Source organism: Nocardia alba NBRC 108234, from assembly GCF_001612665.1.
GTDB classification, from domain to species: Bacteria; Actinomycetota; Actinomycetes; order Mycobacteriales; family Mycobacteriaceae; genus Nocardia; species Nocardia alba.
Window position 1 is genome coordinate 13,558 of record NZ_BDAX01000019.1, and the last position, 17,751, is coordinate 31,308.

General features: G+C 67.1%; 17 protein-coding genes. 5 read left to right on the forward strand and 12 right to left on the reverse strand.

Annotated elements, in window-relative coordinates; genetic code table 11:
* Positions 1-35 precede the first annotated feature (35 nt).
* The 3 genes from NA12_RS21010 (at position 36) to NA12_RS21020 (ending at position 3,775) form a co-directional block, all read left to right on the forward strand.
* Complete coding sequence (locus NA12_RS21010) at positions 36-1,565, forward strand: alpha,alpha-trehalose-phosphate synthase (UDP-forming) (protein ID WP_084472969.1); 1,530 nt, start codon at positions 36-38, stop codon at positions 1,563-1,565.
* Positions 1,566-1,643: 78 nt separating this feature from the next.
* The gene (locus NA12_RS21015) at positions 1,644-2,357 is read left to right on the forward strand and encodes a response regulator transcription factor (protein WP_067453967.1); all 714 of its coding nucleotides are present in this window, start codon (positions 1,644-1,646) and stop codon (positions 2,355-2,357) included.
* Entirely contained in the window at positions 2,354-3,775 is a 1,422-nt protein-coding gene (locus NA12_RS21020; RefSeq protein ID WP_371856010.1) for a sensor histidine kinase, read from the forward strand. Before NA12_RS21015 ends, NA12_RS21020 begins: the two co-directional genes overlap by 4 nt.
* 1 nt (position 3,776) lies before the next feature.
* Here NA12_RS21020 and NA12_RS21025 read toward each other — a convergent pair whose 3' ends face one another.
* From NA12_RS21025 to NA12_RS21080, 12 genes are all read right to left on the reverse strand, one after another.
* Complete coding sequence (locus tag NA12_RS21025; protein WP_067453970.1) at positions 3,777-4,262, reverse strand: h domain protein; 486 nt, start codon at positions 4,260-4,262, stop codon at positions 3,777-3,779.
* Positions 4,259-4,981, reverse strand: a complete 723-nt coding sequence (locus NA12_RS21030) for an Rv1363c family protein (RefSeq protein WP_132369757.1) — start codon at positions 4,979-4,981, stop codon at positions 4,259-4,261. Before NA12_RS21030 ends, NA12_RS21025 begins: the two co-directional genes overlap by 4 nt.
* Positions 4,978-6,381, reverse strand: coding sequence for an MCE family protein (locus tag NA12_RS21035; RefSeq protein ID WP_067453973.1), 1,404 nt, complete (start codon positions 6,379-6,381; stop codon positions 4,978-4,980). Before NA12_RS21035 ends, NA12_RS21030 begins: the two co-directional genes overlap by 4 nt.
* Positions 6,378-7,598 carry an MCE family protein gene (locus NA12_RS21040; protein WP_067453976.1) on the reverse strand — a complete coding sequence of 407 codons (1,221 nt, stop codon included), beginning with the start codon at positions 7,596-7,598 and terminating at the stop codon, positions 6,378-6,380. The genes NA12_RS21035 and NA12_RS21040 overlap by 4 nt, the downstream gene beginning before the upstream one ends.
* Positions 7,595-8,857 (reverse strand): MCE family protein, encoded by a 1,263-nt coding sequence (locus NA12_RS21045; RefSeq protein ID WP_067453979.1) that lies wholly within the window; start codon positions 8,855-8,857, stop codon positions 7,595-7,597. The genes NA12_RS21040 and NA12_RS21045 overlap by 4 nt, the downstream gene beginning before the upstream one ends.
* Entirely contained in the window at positions 8,854-9,921 is a 1,068-nt protein-coding gene (locus NA12_RS21050) for an MCE family protein (protein WP_067453981.1), read from the reverse strand. The genes NA12_RS21045 and NA12_RS21050 overlap by 4 nt, the downstream gene beginning before the upstream one ends.
* Positions 9,914-10,942, reverse strand: coding sequence for an MCE family protein (locus NA12_RS21055; RefSeq protein WP_084472971.1), 1,029 nt, complete (start codon positions 10,940-10,942; stop codon positions 9,914-9,916). The genes NA12_RS21050 and NA12_RS21055 overlap by 8 nt, the downstream gene beginning before the upstream one ends.
* A complete protein-coding gene (locus tag NA12_RS21060) occupies positions 10,939-12,141 on the reverse strand; it encodes an MCE family protein (protein WP_067454613.1) in 1,203 nt (400 codons plus the stop codon). Before NA12_RS21060 ends, NA12_RS21055 begins: the two co-directional genes overlap by 4 nt.
* Positions 12,142-12,145: 4 nt before the next feature.
* The gene (locus NA12_RS21065) at positions 12,146-12,997 is read right to left on the reverse strand and encodes an MlaE family ABC transporter permease (protein ID WP_067454615.1); all 852 of its coding nucleotides are present in this window, start codon (positions 12,995-12,997) and stop codon (positions 12,146-12,148) included.
* A gap of 5 nt (positions 12,998-13,002) precedes the next feature.
* Positions 13,003-13,767 carry an MlaE family ABC transporter permease gene (locus tag NA12_RS21070; RefSeq protein ID WP_067453984.1) on the reverse strand — a complete coding sequence of 255 codons (765 nt, stop codon included), beginning with the start codon at positions 13,765-13,767 and terminating at the stop codon, positions 13,003-13,005.
* Between the two features lie 323 nt (positions 13,768-14,090).
* Positions 14,091-14,993, reverse strand: a complete 903-nt coding sequence (locus NA12_RS21075; protein WP_067453987.1) for a 3-oxoacyl-ACP reductase — start codon at positions 14,991-14,993, stop codon at positions 14,091-14,093.
* Between the two features lie 43 nt (positions 14,994-15,036).
* Positions 15,037-15,225 (reverse strand): ferredoxin, encoded by a 189-nt coding sequence (locus NA12_RS21080; RefSeq protein ID WP_067454618.1) that lies wholly within the window; start codon positions 15,223-15,225, stop codon positions 15,037-15,039.
* Positions 15,226-15,411: 186 nt separating this feature from the next.
* On the opposite strand from NA12_RS21080, the gene NA12_RS21085 reads away from it, so the two are divergent.
* Entirely contained in the window at positions 15,412-16,605 is a 1,194-nt protein-coding gene (locus tag NA12_RS21085; protein ID WP_067453990.1) for an acyl-CoA dehydrogenase family protein, read from the forward strand.
* 22 nt (positions 16,606-16,627) lie between these two features.
* Positions 16,628-17,725 carry an acyl-CoA dehydrogenase family protein gene (locus tag NA12_RS21090; RefSeq protein ID WP_067453991.1) on the forward strand — a complete coding sequence of 366 codons (1,098 nt, stop codon included), beginning with the start codon at positions 16,628-16,630 and terminating at the stop codon, positions 17,723-17,725.
* Positions 17,726-17,751: the final 26 nt, after the last annotated feature.

Sequence of the window (17,751 nt, forward strand, 5' to 3'; positions counted from 1 at the left end):
CCCCTGCGACGCATAAGGATGCGTGAGTGGACCACATGATCGACCAACCGTCCAACGACCGTCCGTCCGAGAACAACGAATCCGTCGCGCCGAACGGAGCCGGTTCGGGATTCGTCGTCGTCGCCAACCGGCTGCCCGTCGACCTCGAGCGCCTGCCCGACGGCACCACCAGGTGGAAGCGCAGCCCCGGCGGCCTGGTGACCGCGCTGGAACCGGTGCTGCGCAGCAACAAGGGCGCCTGGGTCGGCTGGGCGGGCGTGCCCGATGTCGAAGTCGAACCGATCATCGAGGACGGGCTCGAGCTGTATCCGGTGCCGCTGACGGCGCAGGAGGTGGAGGACTACTATGAAGGGTTCTCCAACGGCACGCTGTGGCCGCTCTACCACGATGTGATCGTGCGCCCGGTCTACGACAGGGCGTGGTGGGCGGCCTACGTCGAGGTCAACCGGCGCTTCGCCGAGGAGACCGCGAAGGTGGCCGCCGAGGGCGCCACCGTGTGGGTGCAGGACTACCAGCTGCAGCTGGTGCCCAAGATGCTGCGCATGCTCCGCCCCGATCTGACCATCGGCTTCTTCCTGCACATCCCGTTCCCGCCGGTCGAACTGTTCATGCAGATGCCGTGGCGCACCGAGATCGTCGAGGGCCTGCTCGGCGCCGACCTGATCGGCTTCCATCTACCCGGCGGCGCGCAGAACTTCCTCTATCTGGCCCGCAGACTGGCCGGTCAGCCCACCTCGCGCGGCACGATCGGGGTTCGCTCGAAACTGGGCGTGGTGCAGGTCGGTTTCCGCACGGTGCGCGTGGGCGCGTTCCCGATCTCGATCGATTCGGCCGAACTCGACGAGTCGTCGCGGCGACGTTCGGTGCGCGAACGAGCGGCGAAGATCCGCGCCGAGCTGGGCAATCCCAAGAACATCATGCTCGGCGTCGACCGCCTCGACTACACCAAGGGCATCGACATCCGGCTCAACGCGCTGCAGGAACTGCTCGAGGAGGGCCGCGTCGACCCGACCGAGACGGTGATGGTGCAGCTGGCCACCCCCAGCCGTGAACGCGTGCAGAGCTACATCAAGATGCGTGGCGACATCGAACGTCAGGTGGGCCGGATCAACGGTGAATTCGCCCGCGTCGGTTACCCGGTCGTGCACTACCTGCACCGCCCGATCCCCCGCGACGAGTTGATCGCCTTCTTCCTCGCCGCCGACGCCATGCTGGTAACGCCCCTGCGCGACGGCATGAACCTGGTCGCGAAGGAGTACGTGGCCTGCCACAGCGACCTCAACGGCGCCCTGGTGCTGAGTGAGTTCACCGGCGCGGCGGCCGAGCTGCGCCAGTCCTACCTGTGCAACCCGCACGACCTGGACAGCGTGAAGGACGCGATCATCGGCGCACTCGACGACGAGCGCGACACCAAACGTCGCCGGATGCGGTCGTTGCGTCGTCAGGTGCTCACCCACGATGTCGAACGCTGGGCGCGCGCGTTCCTCGATGCCCTGTCGCAGGGCAATGTGGCGGGTTCGGCGTTGATGAGCGAGGAGCAGACCTACCCGGCCGACACCCACTGAGAGCACCCCCGGACGCACACAGCGACCTCACAGCGTCGGTCCAGCCACTTCCCAGCGGGGTGGTGGAGCATAGAGGGTATGAGCGGTGTGCCTGATGTGCCCGAGGCGCGGGTCCTCGTCGTCGACGACGAACCGATGATCGTCGAACTGCTGACGGTGAGCCTGCGCTACCAGGGGTTCGAGGTGGCGTCGGCGGCCGACGGCGCCGAGGCGCTGGATCGGGCGCGCACGTTCCGCCCGCAGGCGCTGATCGTGGACGTGATGATGCCCGGCATGGACGGCTTCGGCCTGCTGCGCCGGTTGCGCGCCGACGGGATCGACGCGCCGGTGCTGTTCCTGACCGCGCGCGACGAGGTGGAGGACAAGATCACCGGGCTCACTCTCGGCGCCGACGACTACGTCACCAAGCCGTTCAGCCTGGAGGAGGTGGTGGCACGGCTGCGGGTGATCCTGCGTCGCGCGGGCCACGCCGAACCCGAGAAGGCAGGCACTCGGTTGCGCTTCGCCGATATCGAGCTCGACGACGACACGCACGAGGTGTGGAAAGCGGGCGAACCGGTGCCGTTGTCCCCCACCGAGTTCACGCTGTTGCGCTACTTCATGGTGAACGCGGGCAGCGTGCTGAGTAAGCCGCGCATCCTCGATCACGTGTGGCGCTACGACTTCGGCGGTGAGGTGGGCGTGGTGGAGACCTACGTGTCGTATCTGCGCAAGAAGGTCGACACCGGCGAGCAGCGGTTGATCCACACGCTGCGCGGGGTGGGCTATGTGATGCGCGAGCCCACGCGGTGAGCAGACTCCCCCTGCGGGTGACGCTGGTGCTGATGCTGGTCGTGCTGGCCGGATTCGGTTTGGTCGCTTCGAGTTTCGTGGTGACCAAGGCGTTGGAGAACTCGCTGCAGAACCGCACCGATCAGCAGTTGCAGGACGCGGCGATGGAATGGGAGCGGCGGGTGGGAACAGCCGCGCCGAATCTGCCGCCGCCCTCCTCGGCGGCCGGGCAGCCACCCGGGCGCTACTTCGTGTCGGCCGAGAGCGCCGACGGCACCCGAAAAGTGCTCCTCGACAATGTCTTCGGTACCGACTCCCAACCCGACCTGCCGAATCCGCCCGCGCTGACGCCGGTCACGGTCGGCTCGTCGGACGGTTCGGGCGATCAGTGGCGGGTGCTCACGGTCAACGGTCATCGCGCCACCGCGACGGTCGCGTGGCCGCTGACCGAGAACATCGAAACGGTGCGCAAGCTCGTGGTGCTGCAACTGATCGTCGGCGCGATCGTGCTGCTCGCGCTGGCCATCGCGGCCTACTTCGTGGTGCGTGGCAGTCTGCGACCGCTGCACCGGGTCGAAGCGACGGCGGCGGCGATCGCGGGCGGCGAGCTGCATCATCGAATCCCGGTGCACGGCAATGTCACCGAGGTGGATCGGCTGTCGCACTCGCTCAACAGCATGCTGACCCAGATCCAGCAGGCGTTCGCCGCCACCGAAGCCTCCGAGACCGCCGCGCGCGCGTCCGAGGCGAAGATGCGCCGTTTCGTCGCCGACGCCAGCCACGAACTACGCACCCCGCTCACCACGATCCGCGGCTTCGCCGAGCTGTACCGCCAGGGCGCGAACACCGATCCCGCGATGTTCATGAACCGCATCGAACACGAGGCCCAGCGCATGGGCCTGCTGGTCGAGGACCTGCTCATGCTGGCCCGCCTCGACGCCCAGCGCCCCGTGCAACTGGGCCCGGTGGACCTGCTGGCGATGGCGGGCGACGCCGTCCACAGCGCCCGGGCGGTCGAAGCGGCCGCGGGACAACACCGCTCGATCACCCTCGACATCGCCGAGGGTGCGGGCACCCTGGAAATCCTCGGCGACGAACCCCGCCTGCGCCAGGTCCTCACCAACCTGCTCGACAACGCCCGCAACCACACCCCCGACGGCACCTCGATCACCGTCCGCCTGACCCCCGCCACCGACGATGTGGGACTCGAGGTGATCGACACCGGCCCCGGGCTCACCGCCGAGGAGACAGCCCACGTCTTCGAACGTTTCTACCGCGCCGATGTCTCGCGCACTCGCCGCGGCGACAACCGCAGCGGCAGCGGGCTCGGCCTCTCCATCGTGGCCGCGCTCGTGGCCGCGCACAGCGGGACGGTGCGGGTCGAACCCACACCGGGCGGCGGCGCGACTTTCCTCGTGCGCCTGCCGCGCGGTGAGTAGGTCAGACCGGGGTGACCTGGGAGACCAGCCAGCGGTTGTCGGACTTGTCGAGCGACACTCGGACGCGGCTGCCCGAGGTGGTGCCCTGTGGTGAGTCCTTGCTGGTGGTCAGCTGGTTCAGGTAGAGCAGGACGACGGCTTTGTCCGGGTCGGCGGAGACCACGCCCTCGGCCTGGGTGGTGGCCTTGACGGTGAGCTGCTTCTCCTTGGCCCCCGGGGCGATGGCCTGCTGGATCAGCGTCAGGTATTCGCCCCGGAACTTCTCGGTGAGGTTGTCGGCGGCCCTGGGCAATTCGGTGTCGACGGTGGCGGGCTCATAGGTGAACATCGCGCTCACCGTCCGGCTCGCGGTGCTCATGGCATCGGTGCGCGCCTGCTCGGTCCGGTCTTGCTGCCACAGCTGATAACCGCTCACGCCGAGGACGACGGCCGCGAGCACACCGGCCGCGGCGAGCACACCGAAAATGATCTTGATCTGCTTGCTCATCCCACGAACTCCACTTTCGACACGGTCATCCCGGAATCGCCCTTCGACACCGTGATCCGGAATCGGTACTGGCGCGCCTGCGGTTCGGCCGACCCGGTATTGCTCACCATCTGCTTCGCGGCCACCAGCACCTTCGCCGAGTTCTCGTCGACGGACTCGATCCCCGACTCGACGACCTCGCCGGTGGAGACCACCTTCGCCTGCTTCACCACATCCATGAACGGGTTGACGCGACCGTCGAACTCGTTCTTGAACTCGCCGGAGGCCACCGCCAGAATCCGGTCGATGTCCTCCTTGGCGGAGTCGGCGCGAATGGTGGTGAGGTTGATGACCGCCTGCCGGGCGGTCTGGGTGTACTGCGCGCGCAGATCGTCGTCCTGGCTGCCCGACCGAGCGGCGAGCGCGGTGAAGGTGGCGCCGACGACCAGCGCCAACACCAGCACCGCGGCGGCGGCCAAGCCGATGAGCTGCCCGAGCCGGGCGAGCTTCACGTCTTCCTCGTCGAGTTCGGCCGACTCCTCGTCGACCTCGTCGGGCACCACATCGGGTTTGGTCAACGTCACGGGAGCCGCGACCACCGCGGCATCCTCGGTCGAAGTCTTCTCGGCGGCGGGCACACCCGCGTCGACGGTCACGTCGACGACCCGCACATCCTCCACCGGCGGACCCGCCGACCGGGCTGCCCGCCGACGCGGACGGCCGTTGTTGCTCTCACTCATCTCTGCTGCTCCTCCAACATCGCCTGCCAGCTGGCCGGGACGATGCCCGAGCCGTCGGAGGCGATATCACCTTGGCGGTACATGCGTCCGTCCGGGCCAAGATAGCTGCCGGTGGACGGATCGTAGGGGCGCGCGGCGGCGGGGGTGACTGTGCCGGTGGACGCGCCGGTGGGTGCCGAGGCCGGGGCTACCGGCTGCGGCGCGCCGAACGGCGGGTTGGTGCCCTGCGGCACGTACCCCGTCCGGCACAGTTCGGGAGTGGGCGCCCGGACGCCTGGATACTCCATGCACGGCGTGTTGCGGATACCGCGCACTTCGATCGGAGAATCCTGTGCCACCTTGCAGTACAGCCCTTCGGGGGTGTCCATCGGGCTGAGATCACTCGGCGAACGCCACTGGTCGGCGGGCAGGAAGCCGGTGGTGCAGGCGGGTGGGTCGTTGATGACGGTCATGAAGTCGACCATGACGCCGTATCTGGACGGCCCGCGGATAACGGTCTGCAAGGCCGCGATCAGCGGCGGGAAGACGACCAGAAGCTGTTCGATACCAGGGTGATACGTCACGCCCACCTGGCCGAGGCCGACCAGATTGTTCATCAGCAGCGGCAACGTCGGGCGCAGGCTCTGGAACTGCTCGTTCACCTTCTGCATCGCGGAAGGACTGTTGCGCAACAGGCTTCGCAACGACGGGTCGTGCTCGCGGAGCTGGTCGGTGACGATCGCGAGATCCGCTGTCCAGGAACGGATATTGGCATCGGACTGGATCTGGGTGTCCAGCAGCGGACCGATCTGATCGAGCAGTTTCTTCGTCGGCTCCACATCGGTCTGGGCCTGCTGCACCAGCAGGGCCGCCGAGTCGATGAACCGCTGTAGATCGGGACCCGCGCCGTTGAACGCCTTGAACGCCTCGTCGATCACCTGACGCAGCCGGGTATCGGCGACGGAGGCGAGCAGCTTGTCGGACTGGTCGAGCAGCGCTCCGACATCCTGGGGCAGCCTGGTGCGCTCTACCGGAATCACCGAACCGTCACGCAGGTTGCCCGAGCTCGCGCCGACCTCGGGCACCAGGTCGACATACTGCTCACCGATCGCCGACACGCTGCGCACCCAGGCGGTCGAGTCCGACGGCACCTTGTAGTCGCTGTTGATCGACAGATCGGCCTCGACCCCGGCCGAGGTGAGGCGCACGGCCTCGACCTTGCCGATATTGGTGCCGCGGTAGGAGACATTGGCGGTCGGGTACAGCCCGCCGGTGGCGGCCAGCTGTACCGTGACGCCGTAGCGGCCGATGCCGAACATCGCGGGTAGCTGAATGTAGGTCCCGCCCATCACGACCAGACCGATCACGGTGAGGACCGCGAAGATCGCGAGCTGGACGTGGACGAACTTGGTGAGCTTCATCGCCCCGCCCCTTCCTGGCCGGGCAGCGGCACGGTGATTCCGGGGATGGCGGGCAGGCCGGGGATCGACGGGAGTCCGGGCAGCGTCGGCGCCGGTGCCGCGGCGGGCGCCGGTGCCTGCGGAAGTTTGGTCGGGTCGCTCGCGTCGGTCGCCGTCGGGGGCGCGAAGCTGCCGATCACACCCTCGACGCCACCGAAGCGCCCGCCCAGCGGAGTACCGGTGAGCCAGTTGCTGTCCAGGCGCTTGGCGGTCAAGTCGACGGTGATGTAGAGGTTGAGGTAGTCGCCCTTGATCGCGTTGCCGATGTTCTTGATCGGGAACGGGAAGGTCGGCAGGATCCGCATCGAGTCGATGAGATTGGTGCCGGTGTTGGCCAGGGTTTCCAGCACCGGACCGAGGCTGGCCAGGTTGGCCTTCAGATCGTCGCCGCTGGCCTGGATGATCCGCTCGGTCACCTCACTGAGGTCACCCAGCGAGGTGATCGCCCTGGTGATGTTGGCCGTGCGGTCGGCCAGCGCGGTCAGCGCGGGGTGGATCTCATCGATCGCACGGGCCAGCACGCTCTTCTGGTCGGCGAGTTTGCCCGTGAGCCGGTCGAGACCTTCCATCGCGGCGATGATGTCGCCGGTCTGCTTGTCCAGGCCGGTGGTGAGCTGGTTGAGCTGTGGCAGCAGATCGGCGATCTCGGCCTCGCGGCCGTTGAGCGCCGCGTTCAGCTCCCTGGTGATGGTCTCCAACTGGGCGATGCCGCCGCCGTTGAGCACCACCGACAGCGAGGACAGCACCTGTTCGGTGGTCGGGTAGGCACCGGCGCGCTCCAGCGGAATCAGGTCGTTGTCGCGCAACTGTCCCTCGGCCGGGGTGTTGGTCGGCGCGGACAGCTCTACGTGGTTGCTGCCGAGCAGACTGGTCTGGCCGATCTTGGCGATCGCGTTGGCGGGCAGCCGCACCTCTGGGTTGAGCGAGACGGTGACCAGCGCGTGCCAGCCCTCGACCTCGATCCCGGTGACGTTGCCGACCTCGACATCGTCGACCCGCACCGGCGAATTACGGGTCAGCGTGGTGACATTGGGCATCTGGATCCGCACGGTGTAGGAACCGGGGCCTCTGCCCTCCGAGCCCGGCATGGGTAGCGAGTTGAGCCCGTCCCACTGACAGCCGGTCGCCCCGAGCGTCACCGCGACGCTCACCGCGAGTCCGGAGATTATCCGCTTCACCGATGTCCTCCTGGAACCGCGAGTCCGGCCAGACCGTTCGGCACGGTGACCGGAGCCACCACCGGCGGCGCGTCCGGTTCCGCCTGACCGGCCAAGCTCGGCGGGCTGTACACCAACTGGTTGGGGAAGGCCGTCACACTGCTGGCCGGGTTGATCATGATCGGCGCGTAGTTCATCGCCAGCGAACTGATCACCGGGGCGAGGAATTCCGCGCACAGATCGGCCGACCGGTCCGAGTCGTTGTGCTCGAGCGCTCGGATGGAACCACAGAGGAAGCTCAGCGGATTGGCCGTATTGTTCAGCGCCACAGCGCCGGTGAGCGAGCCCTGGGCGGGCTTGTAGATCTGGTAGAAGTTCACCAGCGCGGTCGGCGCGGAATGCAGCACCCGTTCGATCTCGGGCCGCTTGTCGACCAGGGTCTGGGTGACGTCGGCGAGCCGCTCGACGCCCTCGGTGAGCTCGGCTCCGCTGCCGTCGAGGAATCGCTTCACATCCGCGAGCGCCACGTCCAGACTGTCCAGTCCCGCACCGAGTTCCGCCGACGCGCCGGCCAGCACCGAGGCCACCGAGGCCAAGCGCCCGCCGAACTGCACGATCTGCTCGTTGCTCGCCGAGAGCACCTCGACGAACTTCTGCAGGTTGCGGATGGTGCCGAACAGATCGGTTCGACCGTCGGACAACGTATTCAGCGTCGCCGACAGTTCGCGCAGGGTGTCGCGGAACCGCTGACCGTTGCCGTCGAGGTTGTTCGCGGCGGTGTCGACGAAGCGACCGAAGGAGCCCTGCGGATCGTCGCCGACCGGGCCGAGAGCTGTTGCGAGATTGGCCAATTCGGCCTTGATGTCGTCCCACTCGACCGGCACCGCGGTGCGCTCGATCGGGATCTGCGCACCGTTGGCCAGCTTCGGACCGCCGTCGTAGGCGGGCGCGAGCTGGATGAACCGTGCCGAGACCAGCGAGGGCGCGATGAGTACGGCGCGCGCGTCGGCGGGCAGGTCGATGCCGCGATCGACGGTCATCCGGACCTGCACCCGGCCCTCGCCCGGCTCGATCGCGTCGATCTTGCCGATCCGCACACCGAGCATTCGCACCTCGTCGCCGGCGTACAGGCCGGTGGTCGAGGTGAAGGCGGCGGTGATCTTGGTCTTGCCGATGCCGAGGCTGGTGTAGACCCCGACCGCGACCAGCGCGACGATCACCACCACGGCGACCGCGAGCGTCCAACGCGGCACGCCGCGGACTTTCGATGCGATGCTCATCGCGGCGGATCCTCCTCGGCAGGCACGATGCTCGGCGGCGCCGGATGCGTGAAGATATCGATCAGGTCCTGCGGCAGATGCTCCGGCCAGACCAGCGCGTCCACCAGCGGGCGCAGCTCGGTACTCGTCGCGTTCACCACGTAGGCGTTGAACCACGGTCCGTTGCCGACCTGCTCGCCCAGCGCCGACGCGTAGGGACCGAGGTTGTCGATCGCGTCCGACAGGTTCTGCTTGTTGCGCTGCAACATGGCGAGCACCGAATTGAGCCGGTCCAGTGTCGGTTTCATCTGCGCCTCGTTGTCGGCGACCAGCCCCGACAGCTGCTTGGCGACCGAGTTGACGTAGACGATGAGCTGGTTGATCGCGGCGCGCCGGTTGTCGAGCTCGCCGAGCAGATTGTTGCCGTCGAGCAGTAGCGCGTTGAGCTGCGAACTACGGTCGGCCAGGATCTTGGTGACGTTCTGCGCCCGGCCGAGCAGCTCGGTCAGCGCCTGGTCGCGCGTATTGATGCTGCGCGAGAGCGCGGTGACGCCGTCGAGGGCAGTGCGCAGCGGGCCCGGCGTATCGGCGAAGGCCACCGAGAGGGTGTCGAGGGTCTTGTCGATCTGGTCCAGGTCGAGGTCGCGCACGGTGGCACCGAGGTCGCTGATCGCTTCGTTGAGCGAGTACGGCGAGGTGGTGCGGTCGAGCGGAATGGTGTCGGCCGTGCGCAGCGCGCCCTGTCCGGTCGGCACCACATCGAGGGACTTGCGACCGAGCACCGTATTGGTCTTGATCGCGGCGGATGTCTTCTGGCCCAGCACGATCGACTCGTCGAGGGTGAACTTCACCAGCACCTTGGGACCGTCGAGGGACACCTGCTCCACTTCGCCGGAACGAACGCCGGCTACGTGCACCGGATCGCCCGGCACCAGCCCGCCCGCGTCGACGAAGTAGGCGGTGAACGTCGCGCCGGAGCGAATGAACGGCAGCTTGGTGTATTGCAGCGTGGCGAGCGAGATCGTCACCACCAGCACGATGCCGACGATGCCGATGGTGACCGCCGACGAATTCTTCTCACTCATTGGGCGTACACCTTCCGGTCGCCTGCAGACCCGGCAACTTGACCTCCATCGGCTGGCCGTTCGGGCCGTCGACGATGAGGTTGGTGCCACACACGTACAGCTGCAGGAACGACCCGTAGGCGCCGATGCGAATGAGCTGTTTGTAGGTCTCGGGGAGCTTCTGGAGCACCCACTCGATGTCGTCGGAACCGTTGTCGAGATTGGTCGCCAGCCTGCCGGTCTGCGCGATGGTGTTGCGCAGGTCGGGGCGTGCGGTGGTCAACAGGTCGTTGAGCTCCTTGGTGGCCCCGGCGATCCGCGGCAGCGCGGCGCCGATCGGGTCGCGTTCGGCGGCCAATCCGCTGACCAGGCGCTGCAATTCGTCGATCGTGGTGGCGAACTGCTCGTCGCGGTCGTCGATGGTGGCCAGCACGGTGTTCAGGTTGTCGATCACGCTGCCGATCAGGGCATCGCGATCGGCCAGCGTCTTCGCGAAGCTGCCACCGCTGTTGAGCAGCGAGACCAGCGTGCCGCCCTGGCCCTGGAAGATCTGCAACAGCGCCGAGGTCAGGTCGTTGACCTGGCCGGGGTCCAGGCCACGCAGCAGCGGCTTGAACCCGCCGAGCAGCAGATCCAGATCCAGCGCGGGCGTGGTCTGTTCCTTGCCGATGGTGGCGCCGTCGGGCAGTCGGCGCGCCGAGCCCGGCCCCTCCATCAGCTCCAGATACCGGTCACCGACCAGGTTCTCGTACTTGATCGCCAGCCGGGTGCTGGACAGCACCGAGTACTTGGTGTCCACGTCGAACTCGACGTGGGCGAGATCGTCGGAGCCGACCTTCACCGAGCTCACCGAACCGACCGGCACACCGGCGATGCGCACCTTCGAACCGGGCAGCATGCCCGAGGAGCTGGTGAACACCGCCTTGTAGCCGTTCTCGCTGGAGAACCGTGTCTGACTGAGCACGATCGCCAGGCCGGCGAACACCAGCGTCATCACCACGGTGAAGATCGCGAGCTTGACCGTCGTCGCCGTGTTTCTCACCGTGTCACTCCCGGCAGTCCCTCGAGCAAGAGCTGGAAAACCTTTGGCGCGCTGTTGTATTCGGGTGAGCCGGTGCGCGGCGTGTACGGCGCGCCCTGGTTGGTATCGGTCACCACATAGTTCGCGTGGCTCTCCGGCACCCGGTTGACCACACCGTCACAGTGCGGGCCGCCGGTGGCGTTCACCCTCGGCAGGTCCTCCGGATAGGTGTAGGGCTTGTCGCCGTACATGAAGTTGGTGTACATGCCGACGCCCGGCATCATGCCGCCGAACATCTCCTCGGCCACCGGCATCAGCGGGCCGAGACCATTGATGACGCAGCTGAGCGCCGGCGCGTACTGGAACAGCAGGCTGGTCGTCGGCCGCAGCAGGTCCAGGGCGGTGACGAGTTGGGTTTCGTTCTCCCGCAGCACCGAACCGGTGGTATCCGAGAGCCCGATCACGTTCACCAGCACGTTGTCGAGTTCTGCCTGCGACTCCGCCAGCGTCTTCGCGGTGACCGTGGCGTTGTCCACCGTGCGCAGCAGCGCACCGGCGGCATCGGCGTAGATATTGGTCACCTCGGCCGTCTTGTCCAGATCCTGTTGCAGCGTGGGCAGATAGGGGTTGAGCTCGCGCAGGTACTGATCCGATCGGACGAGCAGGTCGCCGAACTTGTCGCCACGGCCCTGCAACGCGGTGCCGAGCGCGGTCAGCGTGGCATTGAGCTTCTCCGGTTCCACCTGGGCGAGCACATCGGACAGGTGCTGGAACAGCGTGTTGAACTCCACCGTCACCGCCGTCGCCGCGACCGTACTGCCGGGCTTCAGCGAGCTCGACGACGGCTGTTCGGGGACAACGAAATTCACGTACTTGGCGCCGAAGACCGTGGTCGAGCGAATGTCGACGCCCGCGTTCGACGGCACCAGTTTCAGCTGCTCGGGGTCGACTTCGAGCAGGATCTGCGCGCCGTCGTCGCGCAGGTTGATCTCGGCGACCCGGCCGATCTCGACGCCGCGCACCTTCACCTTGGCGTCGGGGTCGAGCACGAGGCCCGAGCGGGGCGCGTCGACCAGCACCTTCGCGGTGGTGGTGAAGGCGCCCTGGAAGAGGGCGAACGCGAAGGCCGCGAGCCCGACGAGCAAGCCGACCATTGTGAGCGCCGCGAGCTTGCGCCCGAGACCGCCCTGCAATGCGGCAACGATCCGTGAAGTGTCCATCACGCTATCCCGAGAGGTGGAAGTTGCCGGAGGTACCGTAGATGGCCAGCGAGATCAGCAGCGTCACTGTGACGACGGCGATCAGTGATGACCGAACCGCGTTACCGACCGCGACGCCGACGCCGACCGGACCACCCGCGGCGTGGAAGCCGTAGTAGGTGTGGATGAGCATCACGGCCAGCGCCATCACGATCGCCTGCGCGAACGACCACAGGATGTCGCTCGGGATGAGGAACGTCGAGAAGTAGTGGTCGTAGACGCCCGCCGACTGCCCGTAGATCACGACGGTCGCGAACCGGCTGGCGACGAACGAGGCGATCACCGCGAGGGCGTAGAGCGGCACGATCGCGATCATGCCTGCCAGCACCCTCGTACCGACCAGGAACGGAATCGGCCGAATCGCCATGGATTCCAGCGCGTCGATCTCCTCGGCCACCCGCATCGCGCCCAATTGCGCTGTCGCGCCGGCGCCGATCGTCGCGGCCAGGCCGATGCCGGAGATCACCGGCGCCGCGATGCGCACATTGATGAGCGCGGCGAAGAAGCCGGTCAGTGCCTCGACACCGATATTGCCGAGCGAGCTGTAGCCCTGCACCGCGATGGTGCCGCCCGCCATAAGGGTCAGAAAACCCACGATCACCACGGTGCCGCCGATCACGGCCAATGCGCCGCTGCCCATGCTGATCTCGGCGATGAGGCGGATGGTCTCGGTGCGATAGTGCACCAGCGCGCGTGGCACCGAGCCGAGCGCCTTGACGTAGAAGATCGCCTGATCGCCCAGGGAATCCACTGATTTCGACATTCGATCGAATCGGCGGACCGTGCGCGGGAATTTGCTGCGAACAATGAATGCCATCGTGGTCACCGCACCGTGAATTTCAGGCCGATCGCGGTGACAACGACATTCACCACGAACAACGCCATGAACGCGAATACCACGGTTTGGTTCACCGCGTCACCGACACTCTTCGGACCGCCTTTGACCTGGAGCCCGAGATAACAGGCGACCATTCCGGCGATCAGGCCGAACAGGCCCGCCTTGATTTCGGAGATGATCAGCTCGGACAGATTCGTCAGCAACGGAATCCCGTTGACGAACGCGCCGGGATTCACACCTTGGAGAAACACCGAGAACACGAAGCCGCCGGCGATACCGATGGTGCACACCAGGCTGTTGAGCATCAGTGCCACGAACATCGAGGCGAACACGCGCGGTACGACCAGCCGGCTGACCGGGTCGATGCCGAGCACCTTCATCGCGTCGATCTCCTCGCGAATCGTGCGCGCACCGAGGTCGGCGCAGATCGCGGTGGCGCCCGCACCCGCCACGATCAGCACCGTGACAATCGGGCCGACCTGTGTGACGGCACCGAACGCGGCGGCCGCGCCACTGAGATCGGCGGCGCCGATCTCGCGCAGCAGGATGTTGAGCGTGAAGACCACCAGCACCGTGAACGGGATGGCGACCAGCAGCGTCGGCACAATCGAGACGCGAGCCACGAACCAGGCCTGGTCGACGAATTCACGCCATTGAAATGGCTTACGGACGGTGGCACGTGCCACTTCCGCGCCGAGTTCGAAGAATCCGCCAACCGCCCGCAACGGGACAACGAGGAGGTTGTTCATTCCGAATCCTCCTCTTTCGACGGGCGGACCGATGTGTCCGCGTACCCGTACTTCACCGTCACCCCGATCTGGAGACTGCCCAAAGACTAGAACATGTTCCTACTAATGTCTGCCGAATTCCCAGACTCGGAGCAGGACCTTTTCACATACATCGCTGTTAAAACTGAAACGAGTACTAATTAAGATCGGCAGCCTTCCTGTGAGGCGTCACACACCCCGACGGTCATGTCTACCAATACCTGGACCGGTGATCAACACGACAGGCGAGACAAATCCGGCGGGATATGCGAGGGCCACCATCGGGCCACCGTGGACTGGACTGATCAGCCCAGGTCGCGGAGGTCGCGCGCCGAGAAAGTGTGATCCGCGGGTCGCTGCGCGAAGTAGTCACCGAGGGTGGCGGCGAGGTCGGCCTCGGACCATTCGGCGCCCGCGGCGTCGAAGCGCTGCTCGACGGTCGGCGCCGCCATCAGCGCCACCATCGGCCCGTAGACGACGAAGACCTGACCGTTCACCGCGTCGGCGGCGGGCGAGGCGAGGTAGGCGACCAGCTTCGCCACATGCTCGGGCGCGAGCGGGTCGACCGCGCCGTCGGGCGCGTCCGCGAAGACCGACTCGGTCATCGCGGTCCTTGCCCTCGGGCAGATCGCGTTGGCTCGCACGCCGTACCTGGCCAGCACGCGCGATGCCGTGAGGGTGAGTGCGGTGATGCCGGCCTTGGCGGCGGCGTAGTTCGCCTGACCTTCCGGGCCGAGCAGACCCGCCTCCGAGGAGGTGTTGACCAGCCGACCGTAGACCGGTTCGCCCGCCGCCTTCGATGCCGCGCGCCAATAGGCGGCCGCGTTGCGGGTGAGCAGGAAATGTCCGCGCAGGTGGACCGCGAGCACCGCGTCCCAGTCCTCGTCGGACATGTTGAACAGCATCCGGTCGCGGGTGATGCCCGCGTTGTTGACGACGATGTCGAGCCCGCCGAGCGAGTCCCGCGCGGTGGTGACGAGCGCGTCGGCGGTCGAGCGCTCGGCGATGGAGCCGCCGACGAATTCCGCCTTGCCGCCGAGCTCACGGATGGCGGCGATGGTCTCGGCCGCCGCGTCCTCGGTCAGGTCATTGACGACCACCGCCGCACCGGCCGACGCCAGCGCGAGAGCTTCGGCCCTGCCGAGTCCCGCGCCCGCCCCGGTCACGATGGCGACCCGGCCCTCCAATGAAATCTGCGTCACACTCATTCGGCCGACTCTAGAACGTGTTCCACCATCCGACAAGAGGGGATCACGCCAACCTCAGCGCGGCCTTGGGGCACTGTGCCACCGCCTCCTCCGCGTCGGCGAGACGATCGGTCGCGACATCACCCTCGGCGACGGTCAACATGTCGTCGTCGTCAAGTTCGAACATGTCAGGGGCGATTCCGACACAGACGCCGTTCGCTTCGCACCGATCGAAATCGACGATGATCTTCATGAGAACTTCCTTCCACGCGGTCCTTGCGACACTATCCCGAGCGGCCGGGTCCGCGGAGCGGAACAGGCGCCGGATCACCATCAATACTGGAACATGTTCCAGTTGATATGCAATGATCGGTTTCGGCGGGGCTCATCCCCTGCGCCCCGCCACCCGCCCTTTCAGCTCGACACCGAGGTAGGAAGCATGCGCGTCGCGTATACGCCGCAGCAGGAAGAATTGCGCGCCGAGCTGCGCGAATATTTCGCGAAGCTGATGACTCCGGAACGCCGCACGGCGCTGATGTCGCAGACCGGCGAGTACGGCGAAGGCGACGTCTACCGCGAAGTCGTCCGTCAGATGGGCCGCGACGGCTGGCTCACCCTGAGCTGGCCAAAGGAGTACGGCGGCCAGGACCGCACCACGATGGATCAGCTGATCTTCGTCGAGGAAGCGGCCATCGCGGGCGCGCCCGTCCCCTTCCTCACGCTCAATTCCGTGGCGCCGACGATCATGCAGTACGGCACCGAGGAACAGAAGAAGTTCTTCCTGCCCAAGATCGCCTCCGGTGAGCTGCACTTCGCCATCGGCTACTCCGAGCCGGGCGCCGGGACCGACCTGGCCTCGCTGCGGACCACCGCGGTGCGCGACGGCGACGACTTCGTCATCAACGGCCAGAAGATGTGGACCAGCCTGATCGCCTACGCCGACTACATCTGGTTGGCCGTGCGCACCGATCCGACGGCCAAGAAGCACAAGGGCATCACGATGCTCATCGTGCCGACCGACGTCGAAGGGTTCTCATGGACGCCGGTGCACACGATGGCGGGGCCCGACACCAGCGCCACCTACTACCAGGACGTGCGAGTGCCCGTTTCGTCGGTGGTCGGCCCGGAGAACGGCGGCTGGTCGCTGATCACCAATCAGCTCAATCACGAGCGCGTCGCCCTCACCTCGGCGGGTCCGCTCGGCCTCGCGGTCGCGCAGACCGTCGAATGGGCACGACAGACCACCCTGCCCGACGGCAAGCGCGTGATCGACCAGGAATGGGCCCGCCTCAATCTGGCCCGGGTACACGCCAAGGTCGAATACCTCAAGCTGCTGAACTGGGAGATCGCCAGCCGGGCCGATCAGGGCGGTGAGGCAGCGCCGAAGCCGTGGGACGCGTCCGCCTGCAAGGTCTACGGCACCGAACTGTCCACCGAGGCCTACCGCCTGCTGATGGAAGTCGTCGGCCCCCACGCGTACCTGCGCCAGGATTCCCCCGGCGCCGCCCTGCTCGGCCGGCTCGAGCGGATGCATCGCGCCGCGCTGATTCTCACTTTCGGCGGCGGCACCAACGAGGTCCAGCGCGACATCATCGCCATGACCGCCCTGCGCCAGCCCGCGTCCGCCCGCTGATCCCGAAAGCCGGTATACCCCCATGGATTTCACGCCTACCGAAGCCCAGACCGACCTCGCCCGGCTGACCGGCGAGATCTGCGCCAAGCTCGTCACCGCCGATCGACTGCGCGAACTCGACACCGCGGGCCGCTACGACGAACAGCTCTGGAACTCCCTCGCCGAGACCGGCGTGCTGGCCGCCGCGTTGCCGGAAGCGCTGGGCGGCAGCGATTTCGGCATGCTCGAGCAGACCGCGATCCTGCGTGAGCTCGGCCGCTACGTCGCCGCGGTGCCCTACCTGTGGTCGATCGTCCTCGGAGCGGGCGCGCTGGCGAAGTTCGGCGACGCCGACCAGCGACAGCTGGCCGCGCGGGCGGGCACCGGCGAGATCGTGCTGACCGCCGCGCTCGCCGAGGAACTGCGCGCCACCACCGACGCACCGGGAATCGTCGCCGAGGCCGCCGGTGCCGCGTGGACGCTCACCGGCACCGCGACCACCGTCGCCTACGCCGACCGCGCCGCGCGAATCCTGGTGCCCGCCATCACCTCCACCGGCGTCGGCGTCTTCGTGATCGATCCGGAGCACGCCTCGGTGACCCGTACCGCCCAGCGGATCGTCGACCTGAGCCCCGAGTTCGTCGTCGACCTCGCCGCCACTCCGGCCGAACTGCTCGGCAGCATCGAGGCGGGCGCCGATATCCTCACCTGGCTGCGCGAATACGCCTGGCTCGGCCTGTCTGCCCTGCAACTGGGCACCCTGGAGCGCGCACTCGAGCTGACCGCCGAGCACACCCGCACCCGCGAACAGTTCGGCAAGCCGATCGGTTCGTTCCAGTCGGTGGCCCAGCGACTGTCCGACGCCTACATCGACATCGGCGGCCTTCGCCTCACGGTCACCCAGGGCGCCTGGCGCCTGTCCGAGGACCTCCCCGCCGCCGAGGCCATCCACATCGCCAAGTTCTGGGCGGCCGAGGCCGGGCACAAGGTCGCCCACACCGTCGTCCACATCCACGGCGGTCTCGGTATCGACCGCGACCACATCACCCACAACTACTTCACCGCCGCCAAGCACAACGAATTCGCCCTCGGCGGCGCGACTCCCCATCTGCTCGCCCTCGGCGCGGAGCTGGCGAGCTAGCTCCCACATCAGACAGGCCCGCACGG

Excerpts from the sequence above, each read along its gene's own strand:
- NA12_RS21035 (WP_067453973.1), bottom strand. The coding sequence starts at position 6,381 with ATGAAGCTCACCAAGTTCGTCCACGTCCAGCTCGCGATCTTCGCGGTC.
- NA12_RS21015 (WP_067453967.1), top strand. The coding sequence starts at position 1,644 with ATGAGCGGTGTGCCTGATGTGCCCGAGGCGCGGGTCCTCGTCGTCGAC.
- NA12_RS21030 (WP_132369757.1), bottom strand. The coding sequence starts at position 4,981 with ATGAGTGAGAGCAACAACGGCCGTCCGCGTCGGCGGGCAGCCCGGTCG.
- NA12_RS21060 (WP_067454613.1), bottom strand. The coding sequence starts at position 12,141 with ATGGACACTTCACGGATCGTTGCCGCATTGCAGGGCGGTCTCGGGCGC.
- NA12_RS21065 (WP_067454615.1), bottom strand. The coding sequence starts at position 12,997 with ATGGCATTCATTGTTCGCAGCAAATTCCCGCGCACGGTCCGCCGATTC.
- NA12_RS21050 (WP_067453981.1), bottom strand. The coding sequence starts at position 9,921 with ATGAGTGAGAAGAATTCGTCGGCGGTCACCATCGGCATCGTCGGCATC.
- NA12_RS21045 (WP_067453979.1), bottom strand. The coding sequence starts at position 8,857 with ATGAGCATCGCATCGAAAGTCCGCGGCGTGCCGCGTTGGACGCTCGCG.
- NA12_RS21090 (WP_067453991.1), top strand. The coding sequence starts at position 16,628 with ATGGATTTCACGCCTACCGAAGCCCAGACCGACCTCGCCCGGCTGACC.
- NA12_RS21075 (WP_067453987.1), bottom strand. The coding sequence starts at position 14,993 with ATGAGTGTGACGCAGATTTCATTGGAGGGCCGGGTCGCCATCGTGACC.
- NA12_RS21010 (WP_084472969.1), top strand. The coding sequence starts at position 36 with ATGATCGACCAACCGTCCAACGACCGTCCGTCCGAGAACAACGAATCC.
- NA12_RS21070 (WP_067453984.1), bottom strand. The coding sequence starts at position 13,767 with ATGAACAACCTCCTCGTTGTCCCGTTGCGGGCGGTTGGCGGATTCTTC.
- NA12_RS21025 (WP_067453970.1), bottom strand. The coding sequence starts at position 4,262 with ATGAGCAAGCAGATCAAGATCATTTTCGGTGTGCTCGCCGCGGCCGGT.
- NA12_RS21085 (WP_067453990.1), top strand. The coding sequence starts at position 15,412 with ATGCGCGTCGCGTATACGCCGCAGCAGGAAGAATTGCGCGCCGAGCTG.
- NA12_RS21080 (WP_067454618.1), bottom strand. The coding sequence starts at position 15,225 with ATGAAGATCATCGTCGATTTCGATCGGTGCGAAGCGAACGGCGTCTGT.